Source organism: Azospirillum sp. TSH58, from assembly GCF_003119115.1.
Classification (GTDB): domain Bacteria; phylum Pseudomonadota; class Alphaproteobacteria; order Azospirillales; family Azospirillaceae; genus Azospirillum.
The window spans coordinates 311175-324399 of the sequence record NZ_CP022366.1 but is presented as its reverse complement, the minus strand read 5'-3'; the positions used below and the strand labels follow the sequence as shown (position 1 = coordinate 324399).

Annotated in this window: 11 protein-coding genes and 1 tRNA gene; 5 read left to right on the top strand and 7 right to left on the bottom strand. The window is 68.1% G+C overall.

The genetic code is table 11. The features are described 5' to 3' along the window. Positions 1 to 252 precede the first annotated feature (252 nt). From TSH58p_RS20145 to TSH58p_RS33235, 3 genes are all read left to right on the top strand, one after another. Positions 253 to 328 (top strand) — tRNA-Phe (locus TSH58p_RS20145). A 287-nt stretch (positions 329 to 615) separates the two neighbouring features. Then, positions 616 to 2124, top strand: a complete 1509-nt coding sequence (locus tag TSH58p_RS20140; protein WP_109071961.1) for an FAD-binding oxidoreductase — start codon at positions 616 to 618, stop codon at positions 2122 to 2124. Between the two features lie 132 nt (positions 2125 to 2256). Further along, positions 2257 to 2421: a hypothetical protein gene (locus TSH58p_RS33235; RefSeq protein ID WP_014199676.1), complete on the top strand. Its 165-nt coding sequence runs from the start codon at positions 2257 to 2259 to the stop codon at positions 2419 to 2421. On the opposite strand, the gene TSH58p_RS20135 is transcribed toward TSH58p_RS33235, so the two are convergent. From TSH58p_RS20135 to TSH58p_RS20110, 6 genes are all read right to left on the bottom strand, one after another. After that, the gene (locus TSH58p_RS20135; protein WP_109071962.1) at positions 2405 to 2959 is read right to left on the bottom strand and encodes a histidine phosphatase family protein; all 555 of its coding nucleotides are present in this window, start codon (positions 2957 to 2959) and stop codon (positions 2405 to 2407) included. The genes TSH58p_RS33235 and TSH58p_RS20135 overlap by 17 nt on opposite strands. Beyond that, a complete protein-coding gene (gene gph / locus TSH58p_RS20130) occupies positions 2953 to 3648 on the bottom strand; it encodes a phosphoglycolate phosphatase (RefSeq protein ID WP_109071963.1) in 696 nt (231 codons plus the stop codon). Before gph ends, TSH58p_RS20135 begins: the two co-directional genes overlap by 7 nt. Before the next feature lie 13 nt (positions 3649 to 3661). Then, positions 3662 to 4795: an ABC transporter ATP-binding protein gene (locus tag TSH58p_RS20125; RefSeq protein ID WP_247874242.1), complete on the bottom strand. Its 1134-nt coding sequence runs from the start codon at positions 4793 to 4795 to the stop codon at positions 3662 to 3664. Between the two features lie 14 nt (positions 4796 to 4809). After that, positions 4810 to 6522: an iron ABC transporter permease gene (locus tag TSH58p_RS20120; protein WP_109071965.1), complete on the bottom strand. Its 1713-nt coding sequence runs from the start codon at positions 6520 to 6522 to the stop codon at positions 4810 to 4812. Positions 6523 to 6597: 75 nt separating this feature from the next. After that, the gene (locus tag TSH58p_RS20115) at positions 6598 to 7944 is read right to left on the bottom strand and encodes an ABC transporter substrate-binding protein (protein WP_109071966.1); all 1347 of its coding nucleotides are present in this window, start codon (positions 7942 to 7944) and stop codon (positions 6598 to 6600) included. A gap of 170 nt (positions 7945 to 8114) precedes the next feature. Next, positions 8115 to 8399 (bottom strand): hypothetical protein, encoded by a 285-nt coding sequence (locus TSH58p_RS20110; RefSeq protein ID WP_146205933.1) that lies wholly within the window; start codon positions 8397 to 8399, stop codon positions 8115 to 8117. 68 nt (positions 8400 to 8467) lie between these two features. Here TSH58p_RS20110 and aspT point away from each other — a divergent pair, with 68 nt between their 5' ends. Further along, positions 8468 to 10156, top strand: a complete 1689-nt coding sequence (aspT, locus tag TSH58p_RS20105) for an aspartate-alanine antiporter (protein WP_109071968.1) — start codon at positions 8468 to 8470, stop codon at positions 10154 to 10156. Positions 10157 to 10177: 21 nt separating this feature from the next. Continuing rightward, on the top strand, positions 10178 to 11809 hold the full coding sequence (locus TSH58p_RS20100) for a bifunctional aspartate transaminase/aspartate 4-decarboxylase (protein ID WP_109071969.1): 1632 nt from the start codon (positions 10178 to 10180) through the stop codon (positions 11807 to 11809). 44 nt (positions 11810 to 11853) lie between these two features. On the opposite strand, the gene TSH58p_RS20095 is transcribed toward TSH58p_RS20100, so the two are convergent. After that, the gene (locus TSH58p_RS20095; RefSeq protein WP_109071970.1) at positions 11854 to 13221 is read right to left on the bottom strand and encodes a sigma-54 dependent transcriptional regulator; all 1368 of its coding nucleotides are present in this window, start codon (positions 13219 to 13221) and stop codon (positions 11854 to 11856) included. Positions 13222 to 13225 lie beyond the last annotated feature (4 nt).

Here is a 13225-nt window from a genome sequence, read left to right as displayed (position 1 = left end):
GAACGGCATCCGGGGCACGCACGGAAATCGGTCATGGCCGGGCGGCGCTTCTGTCTCGTCCGCGCGGCAAGAGGACTATCCACCCATCGCGGGGCGCGCACCATGACTCAGGTCAAAACTGGTATGACCACTTTCGGAACGGAACCGGTCCCGCCCTCCCCCGCGGTGCGAACACTCTCTGTCGATCGCGTGACGAATTGCGCTGGACAAGCGCTCTGGTTCTTCCTATAAGACGGCCCCGCACGCAGCGGCGCCCAGGTAGCTCAGTTGGTAGAGCAGGGGACTGAAAATCCCCGTGTCGGCGGTTCGACTCCGTCCCTGGGCACCATTTTCCTCACAGCCTGGTTCGAGGAGATGGTGTTCCGGCCACACAGGCCGAACCCGAACGCTGCGCTTCATTCTCCCATTTCTTTGATTCGATCCGGCGTCTCGATGGCGCATTGCGAGCGTCTTCTGCGCGAGCGAAACCCAGCCGGTTCAAACGGACACGCACTACGGATGTCATCCGCGGCGATGGCCTTCTCCTGTCCCGATCGCCGATAGGAAGCAGAGATCTTCCCGATATTCCCGAAAAGTTGTACATAATCGCATAATACTCCGCGGGAAGGGAATTCCATGATCACTGCCGCTCAGCCGAGCCGCCGCACGTTCCTGGTCGGGGCGGGCCGGTTCGCCGCCGCCTCGGCGCTCACCAGCGTCGCCCCCTTTCCCGCATTCGCGGAATCCGGCGACCGCCGGATCGCGCCTTCGGCGCTCAAGGATCTGGCCGGGGCGGTCCAGGGCGGCGTCGTGCTGCCCGACGACCCGTTCTTCGGCGACTACGCCCGCCCCAACAACCTGCGTTTCCGGACGCTTCCGACCGCCATCGCGCGCTGCGCGAGCGAGTCGGACGTGCAGGCCTGCGTCGCCTGGGTGAGGAAGCACGGCGCCCGGTTCGCCGTGCGCAGCGGCGGGCACAACTACGCGGGCTTTTCCACTACCCCGGGCCTGCTCATCGACATGACGCCCCTCAGCGCCATCACCGCTCTGCCCGGCGGAGACGGGCTGGTCAAGGTGGGCGGCGGCGCCCTGAACGGCATGGTCTATCAGGCGCTCGAACGGCTGAACCGCACCGTCACCCACGGACGCTGCACCACCGTGGGAGCGGCGGGCTTCCTGCTGGGCGGCGGCATCGGCTTCAACATGCGCATGTTCGGCATGGGGTCTGACCTGCTGCACGCCACGAACATCGTCACGGCGGACGGCGCGCTGCACACCGACATCCAGGAGAGCGGAGACGGCAGCGACCTGTTCTGGGCCTGCCGCGGCGGTGCCGGCGGGAATTTCGGGATCAACACCTCCTTCACCCTGCGCACCTTCCCGGTGGAGACGGTCACCGTCTTCGACATCACCTGGACCACGGACGTGGACGAGGTGCTGCACAGCCTGCTGACGCGTCTGGCGGAGGCGCCGCCGGAGTTCGGCAGCAAGATCAGCGTCACCAAGCCGGCGCTCGGCAGCGGCGATCCGCGGCTCACCGTCTCCATCCTCGGCCAGTTGCACCCATGCGGCACGACGGTCGAGGCGATCATCGGCCCGGTCCTGGAAAAGGCGTCGAAGACGAAGATCGACCGGGACATGGCCTACTGGCCGGCGCAGGACCTGCTGAGCGAGTTCACCTACCCCTACTTCTATCAGGAGAAATCCTCCTACATGAGGGCGGCGGACATCACACCCGAGGCCATCGCCACCATGATCCGGCTCGCCCAGCGCATGCCGGGGACCAGCATGGCCAACGCCTTCAAGTTCTTCCAGGTCGGCGGCCGGGTCAACGCCACACCGGCGGACGCGACCGCCTACGTCCACCGCGGCTACGACTGGCTGTTCTCGTCCGAGGTGAACTGGTGGAACCGGAAGGACCCGAAATCCCTGGTGGACGAGAATCTGGCCTGGCAGGAGCGGTTCTACACCACCGTCAACGCGGCCACCAGGGCGGCGGGCGCCTTCCAGAACTTCCCCGACCCGTCCCTGAAGGACTGGTCGGGCGCCTATTACGGCGGCAACTACGCCCGGCTGCGGGGGGTGAAGACCGCGTACGACAAGACCGACCTGTTCACCTACCGGCAGGGCATCAAGCCCTTATGACAACGCTGCCGTGATGGCGTTGCCGGCCGGCCTTTGGCGCCGGCATCCGCCCTTCGGCGGAGAATCCCGGCGCCAAAGGCCCCCCTCGCCTGTTATCGTAGCGGGAAGCCTCTCGCGCCACGGGGTCCGGGCATGGAAGAAAAGCTGATCGCCTACATCGGCCGGTTGAAGGAGCAGATCGCCACCCTGCGCTCCGCCGACTTCACCACCCCGGAGGAACGGGTGTCCTGCGAGGCGGTGGCCGACAGCCTGGAACTGGTCGTGCGCGAGTTGACGGACCTCATCGAGATCCGCTGACCCGCATCCCGACGCTTTCAAAAACCCCGGCGCGCTCCAGCGCGACGGGCATCGCGTTGGGCGGCCACAGCGTGTCCGGGGCGAGGCCCAGCCAGCGGCACAGCGCGTGCCACGTGCCGGCGTGCGCCACCACGAGCGGGGGACGCCCGTCCGCCGGAACCGGCAAGCCGTCCAGCGCGGCGGCGACGCGGGCCTGGAAGGCGGTGAGGCTTTCACCGCCCGGCACTTCCTCGCGCAGGAGGTCCGCCGGGACGGCGCCCCCTTCCAGATCGCCCCAGCGCCGCTCCTCCAGACCCGGGACGACGGTCACCAGCAGGCCGAGCGCCGCGCCGATGACGCCGGCGGTCTCCAGAGCGCGCCGCTGCGGGCTGGAATGAATGGCGGCGACCGGGCTCCCCTGGGCGGCCAGCGCCGCAGCGGCGGCGTGGGCCTGCGCCAGCCCGCGCTCGGTCAGCGACACGTCGCGCGACCCGGCCAGCCAGCCTCCGACGTTGCTCTCCGTCTCACCATGCCGGCAGAAGACGAGACGGTTCAACATGCCGAGGCCGCCGACAGCGCCCCCGTCAGGTCGCCGAAGCGCTCCAGGATGCCGTCGTGCGGAAGGCTGTCGAGCGGCACCCGCGCGTAGCCGTAGCGCAGCACCAGCACCCGCGCCACCCCGGCGGCTCGGGCGGCGGCCACGTCATGCTCGTTGTCGCCGACGAAGACGGTCTCCTCCGGCCGGACATCCATCAGGGCGAGCAGGCCGAGCACCGGCTCCGGCGAGGGCTTGCGGCTGGGGAAGCTGTCCCCGCCGACCACCGCCGTGAAGCGGTCGGCGATGCCGAGGTCGGCGAGCAGCCGCCGGGTCGCCGCCATCGGCTTGTTGGTGCACACCCCGAGTTTCAGCCCGGCCGCGGACAGCGCCGTCAGCGTCTCCGCCACGCCGGGATAAAGCGCGCTGTGGGCGCTGGGGTCGGCCTCGTAAATGGCCAGGAAGCGGCGGGTGTGGGCCGCCGTCTCCTCCGCTCCGGGCAGGCCGCCGGTGGCGGTGAGGACCCGCTCCACCAGCTTGGCCACACCGTCGCCGATGAAGGAGCGCACCGCCGGCAGATCGACCGGCGGGCGGCCCAGCTCGGCCAGCAGGGCGTTGGAGGCGTGCATCAGGTCGGCGGCGCTGTCCACCAGCGTGCCGTCGAGGTCGAAGGCGACGGCACGGAAGGGAATGCGGTTGGAAAGGCTGGTCACCGGAATGCGACTCCTATCGGCGCAGGAAGCGGGCCTTGTCGGCCGCGAGGTCGAGGGTGATCGGGGTGTCGGTCGGCAGCAGCGCGTCGCCGGCCTGGTGCGGGGCGTCAACCTGAACCTGCTGCCCCCCGATGTCCACCGCGTAGCGGATCGAGGCGCCCAGGAACTCGCGGTGCCGCACCACGCCCACCAGCCGGACATGGCCGTGACGCGGCGGCCCGCCATCCTGGCGCCCATTCTCTTGGCGGATAAACAGGTTCTGCGGCCGGAACATCAGCTTGCCCTCGGCCCCCGGCTCCACGCCGTGCGGCAGCGGGATCGGCACGCCGCCGCCCGTGACGAAGGCCGTCCCGCCGCCGTCCACCGCGCGCACCTGCCCCTCCAGCACGTTGGCGGTGCCGAGGAAGCCGGCAACGAACAGATTGGCCGGGTGGTCGTACAGCTCCTGCGGGGTGCCCACCTGCTGGACGATGCCGTCCTCCATCACCGCGATGCGGTCGCAGATGGTGTTGGCCTCCTCCTGGTCGTGGGTGACGAAGATGGTGGTCAGCCCCAGCTTGCGCTGGAGGCTCAGCAGTTCCTGGCGCATCTGCACGCGCAGCTTGGCGTCCAGGTTGGACAGCGGCTCGTCCAGAAGCAGCACCTTCGGCTCGATCACGATGGTGCGGGCGAGCGCGACGCGCTGCTGCTGGCCGCCGGACAGCTGAGACGGGCGGCGGTCGGCCAGATGCTTCAGCCCGACGAGGTCGAGCGCCGCGTCCACCCGCCGCTCGATCTCCGCGCGCGGCACGCGCCGCTCCTCCAGCCCGAAGGCGACGTTGCGGCGCACCGTCATGTGCGGCCACAGCGCATAGCTCTGGAACACCATGCCGACGTCGCGCTTGTGCGCCGGCAGGCCCGAGATGTCGCGCCCGCCGATCGTCACCGCCCCGCGCTGCGCCGTGTTGAAGCCGGCGATCAGCCGCAGCAGCGTGGTCTTGCCGCAGCCCGACGGGCCGAGGAAGGCGAAGAACTCGCCCGGCTTGATGTCGAGATGGATGTCCTTCAGCACGCGGTGGCTGCCGTAGGACAGGTCCACGCCGTCGATGCGGACGCCGACGCTCTCCATCCCGGCGGCCAAGGAGGTGGGGGAGAATTGATGGTTCATGGTGGCGGTTCCCCTCAATGGTCCTGGCCGCGCTCGCGCCGGCCCCGCTCGATGATGACGTGCGACAGGTAGGTGCCCAGCCCGACGATGACGACGGCGAAGACGCCCAGCGCCGCCCCCGGACCGCGCCCGGCCGCCGACTGCATGTAGACGTAGAGGCCGTAGGCCAGCGGCGCGTCGCTCTGCGAATGGACGAGCATGATGGTCGCCGACAGCTCGACCGCCGCGGTGGCGAAGCTGGTGACGAAGCCGGCCAGGATGCCGCCCGACATCAGCGGCACGACCACGCGGCTGATGGTGCGCAGCTTGGTGGCGCCCAGATTCTCGGCCGCCTCCTCCAGCGAGTTGCTGACCTGCTGCAGGGCCGCCGTGCAGGCGCGCAGCGCGTAGGGCAGGCGGCGGATCGCCAGCGCGAAGACCAGGATCAGCCAGAAGCCGGACAGCGGCTGACCGGTGAAGGGCATGGGCACGTCGTAGAAGCTGCGCAGATAGCCGATGCCCAGCACCACGCCCGGCACCGCCAGCGCCGCCATGGCGATGTAGTCCAGCCATTGCCGGCCCGGCAGCTTGCTGCGCAGCACCAGATAGGCGATGGCCGTGCCGATCACCACGTCGAGCAGTGCGGCCAGCGAGGCGTAGAGCAGCGTGTTGGTGATGTACTGGCCGCTCTCCAGGAAGACGGTCCCGTAATGCTTCATCGTGAAGGCGTCGGGGAACGGGCTGAAGGACCAGATCGTCGCGAAGGACAGCAGGGTCAGGCCGATGTGCGGCGCCAGCACCAGCACCAGGATCAGCAGCACGACCGCGTAGGCCGCCACCAGCTCCAGCGGCTTCATGCGCCGCCGCGCCAGACCGCCGCCGCCGCGCTGGACGGTCGCGTAGTCCTTGCCCTTCATCGCCAGCGCCGACACCCAGAGGGCGAGCAGCGAGCAGACGATCAGCACCACCGAGATCACGTAGCCCATCGGGTCGGCGATGCCGATGGAGGAGATGCGCAGGTACGCCTGCGGCGCCAGCATGTCGTTGACGTTCAGCAGCAGCGGCGTGCCGAGGTCGTCGAACACCTTGATGAAGACCAGCGAGGCGCCGGCCACGTAGCCCGGCATGGCCAGCGGGAAGACGATGCGGCGGAACAGCCGGAAGCCGTGGCAGCCGAGGTTCTGCGCCGATTCCTCCATCGCCCGGTCGATGTTCTTCAGGCTGGCCGACAGGTTGATCAGGATGAACGGGAAGTAGTGGATGCTCTGGACGAAGATGACGCCGTTCAGCCCCTCCATGAAGGGGATGGTGATGCCGAAATGGTCGCGCAGCAGCAGGTTGACCGTGCCGTTGCGCCCGAACAGCAGCTGCATCGCGACCGCGCCGATGAAAGGCGGCATGATCAGCGGGATGATGCCCAGGCTCTGGATCAGCACGGCGCCGCGGAACTCGAAGCGCGTCGTCAGATAGGCCAGCGGCAGGGCCAGCGCGCTCGCCACCACCACCGACATGGCGGAGACGTAGAAGGAGTTCCAGAACGACCGCATGAACAGGTCGTTGCGGAAGAAGTCGGCGAAGTTGATCAGGGTGAAGGCCCCGGTCGTCTTGTCCTGGAAGGCGACGAAGATGACCTGGACGACCGGCACGACGAGGAACAGCAGCAGGAACAGCGCGATCAGCACAGCCGCCACCGCCGGCCCCGGCCGCACGCGCGCGATGCTTTCGCGCGTGAGCGCAAGAGACGTCATGGTTCAGCCCAATGGTATCGGGGGAGAAGGCGAGGCGGGGCGCCCGCGCGGGGCGCCCCTCCCGTCACGCGCGGATCAGCGGGCCAGCGCCAGGGCCTCTTCGGCCTTCTTGCGGGCGGCGGCGTAGTTGTCCTTGGCGAAGGCGGCCCACTTCTGCTCGACCTGCGCCTGACGCTCCGGCACGGCGTCGGTGGCGCTCTTGCGCTCCACCGTGAAGGCGCCGGCGAGCTGCGGGTCGGCGGCCTCCTGGGCGGTCACCGGCATGGCGGCGACGAGGTCGCGCGCCTCGGCCAGCAGCGCCTTGGCCTTGTCGTTGGGCTTCTTGGCCAGCGCGGCGTCGGCCTGATGGATGGCGCGGGTCGCCGCCTTCAGCCCGTCGAGCTGGAAGGTGATGAGCTGGTCGAACAGCGCGTCCACCACGTTGTAGCGGGCCTGCGACACCTCGACGTCGAAGTTCACCTGCGAGCCCAGCGAGGTGTCCTTGAACGGGTTCGGATAGTCGGCCGGCGCCTTCGCGTAGGTGGCCGGGTTGACCGGCAGGCGGCGGATCGCCGGCTGCAGCAGCACCTCCTGGCCCTCCGGCGACAGGATGAAGTCGACGAAGGTCTCGGCGGCGGCCTTGTTGGGGGCGTTCTTCACGATGCCGATGTTGGCCGGCACGATGGTGGTGACCGTCGGATAGACGAACTCCACCGGGAAGCCCGAGGCCTGGGACGACAGGGCGAAGAAGTCGATCACGATGCCGATGCCGAAGCTGCCGGAGTTCACGCCGTCCGGCACGCCGAAGCTGCGCTCGGTGATGGTGCGGTAGTTGCCGGCGATCTCCTTGTTGGTCCGCCAGCCCTTCTCCCAGCCCTCGCCCTGGAGGATGGTCTCGATGGTCAGGTGCGTGGTGCCCGAGCGCGACGGGGCGGAGATGGCGACATGGTCGTAATAGACCGGCTTGGCGAGGTCCGACCACTCCTTGGGGGCCGGCAGGTCGTTGGCCTTCATGTAGCGGCTGTTCCACATGATGCCGTAGCCAGACGCGGCGAAGCCGGCGTACATGCCCTCCGGATCGTTGATCGGATAGGCGCCGACCTTCTCCGGAATGCCCTCGACCTTCGGCTTGTAGGCCTGCAGCAGGTTGGCGCCCTTCAGGACCTCGAAGGCGTCGGGGGCGGAGGCCCAGAACAGGTCGGTGCCGTTGTTCGACGCCGTCTCCTGGAGATACTTCACGCCCGCGTTGGTGTTGCGGTTCAGGACCTCCAGCGTGACCTTCGGATAGGCCTTCTGGAAGGCCTGCTGGAAGGCGCTCGTCAGGTCCTTCGGGAAGGAGGTGACGACGACCAGCTTGCCCGACGGGTCCTGGGCGAAGGCGGCGGTGCTGGAAGCGAGCAGGACGGCCAGGGCGGCCGCGACGCCGTGCAGCGTGCGAGACATAGGATGGTTCCTCCCAATGTTTTTTCTGCGTGCTCCTTCAGCAATCCGCGTGCCAGACCGTTCGCAGGCGAATTCACTGGGGTCGCGCCGGAGGAATGGGTAAAGCCGGTAACATCGGGTGGGTGCGATGGGTAACGGCGGGAACGGGACGATCCAATCCCAGGGCTTCGTCACACCCCAGGGCGCATCGGAAATCCGCCCCGCCCGGCCACAAAGAAGATGGTGCGGCGGCCGAAAGCGTTACCGCCTTTCTTGGTATCCAGCCTCTCCTTGAATGTGTTCATCCGGCGCATTGGTAACCGCGCAAAATATTTAAAATAACCATCAACCACAAAACCCTGATAAGCCACTGAATAAAAACAAAACAACACACCATCCATCCAAAATCCCATCATATTCCAAAAAACATTGTCTCTTATCGAACAAAACCACGCGCCTTGACCGCTCAGACGCATTGCTATTTCACTTGATCATCCCCGCGATCGGTGATGCACGCAGGAAGAACCTTTTTGAAGGATTCCCCATGTCATGGCTTCACTCCATCGTCGATCAAGCTCCGGAAATCGCGTTATTTCTTTCCCTGGCCGGCGGTTATTGGATCGGTAAATTTCAGTTCGGCAAGTTTCAGCTCGGCGGCGTTGCCGGATCATTGCTGGTCGCCGTGCTGATCAGCCAGATCGGCGTGTCGATCGACAACGGCGTCAAAGCCGTTCTGTTCGCTTTGTTCATTTACGCGGTCGGCTTCGAAAGCGGACCGAAGTTCTTTCAATCGCTCGGCCGGCAGTCGATCCGGGAAATCATCCTGGCGGCGGTCCTGGCGGTCAGCGGTCTGGTCACCGTCGTGATCATGGCCCGCCTGACCGGCCTCGACAAAGGTCTGGCGGCGGGCATCGCGTCCGGCGGGCTGACCCAGTCGGCCATCATCGGCACCGCCAGCTCGGCCATCGGCAAGCTCGGGCTGCCGGCGGAGGAGGTGCAGCGCCTCCAGGGCAACGTCGCGGTCGGCTACGCCGTCACCTACATCTTCGGGTCGTTCGGGGCCATCCTGGTCTGCGTCAACCTGCTGCCGTGGATCATGAAGCGCGGCATCCGCGACGACGCCATCAAGGCGGAAACCGCGATGCTGGCCGGCGCCCATTTCCTGGCGCGGGGCGAGGAGTACGCCATGCCGCCCCTGGTCGGGCGCCTCTACCGCATCGAGCGGGCGGCCGGGCGGACGGTGGCGGAGGTCGAGGCGGACTCCGCCGACGGCCCCGTCAGCGTCGAGCGGGTGAAACGCAACAACGCGTTGATCGGGTTGCAGCCGGACCTGCGGCTGGAGGCCGGGGACGTCGTGCTGCTGGTCGGGAGACGGGCCGGGGTGGTCGGGCTCGCCGACACGCTCGGCCCGGAGCTTCAGTCCTCGCAGGGCATGGACCTCATCATGCTGGTGCGCGACGTGGCGATCACCAACCCCGCCTTCGTCCACCGCACCGTCGCCGAGATCCGCAAGACATCCTCGGCCAACCTGTACCACGGCGTCTATGTGACCGGCATCAAGCGGAGCGACCGGCCTTTGCCGCTCGCCCCCGACACGGTGATCGAAGCCGGCGACGTCGCCACGCTCTACGGCACCGCCGAGGACGTGCAGCGCGTCGCGACGTCGGTGGGGACGGAGGTCATCGCGAGCGACAAGACGGACTTCATCTACCACGGGCTGGGCCTGGCGCTGGGCCTGCTCGTCGGCCTCGCCGTCATCCGCATCGGCGACATCCCGCTGACTCTGGGCAGCGGCGGCGGCGCCCTGCTGGCCGGGCTGCTGTTCGGCTGGTACCGCACCCGCAACCTCGCCATCGGCAACATGCCGACACCGGCCTCCACGCTTCTGCGCGACCTGGGGCTGGCCGGCTTCGTCGCGGTGGTCGGCCTGCAATCCGGCCGGCAGGCCGTGAGCACCGTGGTCGAAAGCGGGTTGAGCATCTTCCTGGTCGGCGTGGTCGTGACGCTCGTGCCGATGATCCTGACCCTGCTCGTCGGGCGCTACCTGCTGCGCTACGACAACACGGCCATCTTCGCCGGCGCGCTCGCCGGATCGCGAAGCGCCAACCCCGCCTTCGGCGAGGTGCTCGACAAGGCGGGCAACTCCATCCCGACCGTTCCCTTCGCCATCACCTACGCGCTGGCGAACGTCTTCCTGACCCTTCTGGGGCCGCTGGTGGTGGCCTTCGTGTGATCCAGACGAGGAGATCCCCTGATGGACTCGATCGATTACAGCCGATACGCGAAGCTCAGTCCCTTCGAACTGAAGGACGAACTGATCAAGCTCGCCTCCGGCCGCGAGAACCGGCTGATGCTGAACGCGGGGCGCGGCAACCCGAACTTCCTGGCGACCCTGCCGCGCCGGGCCTTCTTCCGGCTGGGCCTGTTCGCCGTCGCCGAGGCCGAGCTGTCCTTCTCCTACATGCCGAACGGCGTCGGCGGCCTGCCGCGGATCGAGGGCATCGAGGGCCGGTTCGAACGCTACGTCTCGGAGCACCGCGACCAGGAGGGGGTGGTGTTTCTCGGCCGCGCGCTGAGCTACGTGCGCGACCAGCTCGGCCTGTCGGGCTCCGGCTTCCTGCATGAGATGGTGGAGGGGGTGCTGGGGGCGAACTACCCGGTGCCGCCGCGCATGCTGGCGATCAGCGAGGACATCGTCCGGCACTATCTGGTGAAGGAGATGGTCGGCGGCTTCCTGCCGCCCGGCAGCATCGACCTGTTCGCGGTCGAGGGCGGCACCGCCGCGATGACCTACATCTTCAACTCGATGAAGCAGAACGGGCTGGTCGAGCGGGGCGACAAGGTCGCCATCGGACTGCCCGTCTTCACCCCCTACATCGAAATCCCGGAACTCGACGAGTACGGGTTGACGGAGGTCGCCATCAACGCCGACCCGACCAAGGGTTGGCAGTACCCGGACTCCAAACTGGACAAGCTGAAGGACCCGGCGGTCAAGGTGTTCTTCTGCGTCAACCCCAGCAACCCGCCCTCGGTCAAGATGGACGACCGCAGCCTCGACCGCATTGCCGCCATCGTGAAGAACGACCGGAAGGACCTGATCATCCTGACGGACGACGTCTACGGGACCTTCGCGGACGATTTCCGGTCGCTGTTCGCCGTCTGCCCCGAGAACACCATGCTGGTCTATTCCTTCTCGAAGTATTTCGGAGCGACGGGGTGGCGGCTGGGCGTGATCGCCACCCACAAGCGGAATGTCTGCGACCAGCGGGTCGCCGGCCTGCCGGAGGAGCGGAAAGCCGCGCTCGACCGCCGCTACGGCTCGCTGGTGCCGGACGTGCGCGGCCTGCGCTTCATCGACCGGCTGGTCGCCGACAGCCGCACCGTCGCGCTGAACCACACCGCCGGGCTGTCCACGCCGCAGCAGGTGCAGATGGTGATGTTCTCGCTGTTCGCCCTGATGGACGAGCAGGACGGCTACAAGGCCGAGCTGAAGAAGGTCATCCGTCGGCGCGAGGCCGCCTTGTATCGCGAATTGGGCCTTCCGACGCTGTCCGACCCGAACGCGGTGGACTACTACACGCTCCTCGATCTGGAGGACATCGCGCTGAAGCTCTACGGCCCGGACTACGCGGCCTGGGTGAAGGCGAAGTTCGTTCCGAACGACATGCTGTTCCGCATCGCCGCGGAGACCGGCATCGTCCTGCTGCCGGGCAAGGGCTTCGGCACCCTGCAGCCGGCCGCCCGCGTCTCGCTGGCCAATCTGAACGAGTACGAATACGCGGCGATCGGGCGCTCGCTGCGCGGAATGGCCGACCAATCCTACGAGGAGTTCAAAAGGCAACAGCAGAATGGGAACGCGCCGAACGGCAAGACCAAGCCCAACTGACCGTCCCCGGCCACCAACGTTCCTTGGTCATCGTTCCTTGGCCCTCACTCCTCGGTGAAGTCGCCGCGGTGGAGGCCGTGGTGACGCATCTTCAGGTACAAGGTCTTGCGGGTGATGCCCAGCTTGTCCGCCGTCTCGCCGACCCGCCCGCCGCAGCGGGCCAGCGCGTCCTCGATGAGCTGCTTCTCGATGCGGTCCATCTGCCCGGCCAGGGGTTCGATCCCGCCGCCCCCTGCCCCGCCCGCCGGTCCGCCCGCCAGGCCGCCGCCCAGGCCGTTACCCAGACCGTCGCCCAGGCCCAGGGCCATGCGCTCGGCGACATTGCGCAATTCGCGGACGTTGCCCGGCCAGCCGTGGGCGGCCAGACGGGCCAGCGCCGCCGCGTCCACCGGGGGGGGCGGGCGGCGGGCGCGGGCCGCCGCGGCGTCGAGGAAATGGCGCAGCAGGAGCGGCACATCCTCCCGCCGTTCGCGCAAGGGGGGAAGCGGCACGGTGACCACGTTCAGGCGGTAGTAAAGATCTTCGCGGAACCGGCCCTCCCCCGCCTGCCGCAGCAGATCGACCTTGGTGGCGGCGACCACGCGCAGGTCCAGCGGAATGGGCCGGTTGCCGCCGACGCGCTCGATCACCCGCTCCTGCAGCACGCGCAGCAGCTTGACCTGGAGGTGCATCGGCATGCTCTCGATCTCGTCGAGGAACAGCGTGCCGCCGTCGGCGTGCTCCAGCTTGCCGATGCGCCGTCCCTGCGCCCCGGTGAAGGCGCCGGGTTCGTGGCCGAACAGCTCGCTCTCGATGATGGTGTCGGGCAGGGCGCCGCAGTTGAGGGCGACGAAATTCCCGGCCCGCCGTCGCCCGGCGTCGTGCAGGCTGCGGGCGACCAGCTCCTTGCCGGTTCCGGTCTCGCCGAACAGCAGGACGTCCACCTCCGCGTCGGCCAGCCCGGCCACGGCGGCGCGCAGCCGTTCGATGGCGGCGGACCGGCCGATGATGCGCGCCTCCAGCGAGCCGCCGCCGGCCAGCTGCGCCCGCAGGCTGCGGTTCTCCAGGACCAGCCGCCGATGCTCCAGCGCGCGGCGCACCACCTCCACGAGATGGCCGGGTTCGGCCGGCTTCTCGATGAAGTCGTAGGCGCCGCCGCGCACCGCCCGCATCGCCATGGCGATGTCGCCGTGCCCGGTCACCAGCACCACCGGCACCTCCGGGTCGGCGGCGCGCACCCGTTCCAGCAGGGCGAAGCCGTCCAGGACGGGCATGCGGACGTCGGTCACCACCACGCCCGGCCAGGACGGGCCGAGCCGGCCCAAGGCGTCTTCGGGCCGGGTCGTCGCCTCCACCGCGAACCCTTCCAGCTCCAGCGTCTGGCGGCTGGCGTCCAGCACCTCGTGGTCGTCGTCGATCAGAAGAACGGTCATGCGA